Source organism: Oleiphilus sp. HI0125 (assembly GCF_001635355.1).
This window is the reverse complement of the sequence record NZ_LWGF01001412.1, coordinates 1-556: the sequence shown is the minus strand read 5'-3', so window position 1 is coordinate 556 and position 556 is coordinate 1. Positions and strand designations below refer to the sequence as shown.

At 45.5% G+C, this 556-nt stretch carries 2 protein-coding genes; both read right to left on the bottom strand.

Annotated features, from left to right (window positions below):
- The coding region (locus A3762_RS24035; RefSeq protein ID WP_156493716.1) for a 4'-phosphopantetheinyl transferase superfamily protein at window positions 1–182 on the bottom strand (182 nt) is incomplete at its 3' end.
- A 4-nt stretch (window positions 183–186) separates the two neighbouring features.
- The coding region (locus A3762_RS24030; protein ID WP_197469555.1) for a pyridoxine 5'-phosphate synthase at window positions 187–556 on the bottom strand (370 nt) is incomplete at its 5' end.

The following is a 556-nucleotide window of genomic DNA, read 5'->3' as shown; positions in this document are numbered from 1 at the left end:
TTCGCAACAGCCTCTTTCACAGCGAAGCGTTTTGCGACAAAATTTTCCTGACCACGATCTAAACGAACAAACTCCGTAAGCTCAGCATCTGATAGCACTTTTTCTGGAAAACGCTCCGGATTATTGCTCATTGCCTTTTCGATCCGCTCAATTTTTAGCAAGTCAACGCCAACACCTATCATTCGACTAGCCTGCTTGATTAATGATCGATTTCATTTCTCGCACAGCTTCTTTCAAACCGACAAAGACTGCTCTAGCGATAATAGCGTGACCAATATTGAGTTCGTTCATTCCGTTGATCTGCGCAATTTCATGCGTATTATGATAATTCAAGCCATGGCCAGCATTAACGATTAAACCCTCGGACACACCTAATTCGGTAGAGGCAACAATCAACCCAAGCTCCTTTGCCTGCGCTTCATTTGAAGCAGGCTCAGCATAAGCGCCCGTATGCAGCTCTATCGCTGCCGCTCCACAATTTTTCGACGCCAAGATCTGTTGTTCGTCGGGGTCGATAAATACAGAGACCTCTATGCCAGCATAACCGAGTCTTTGA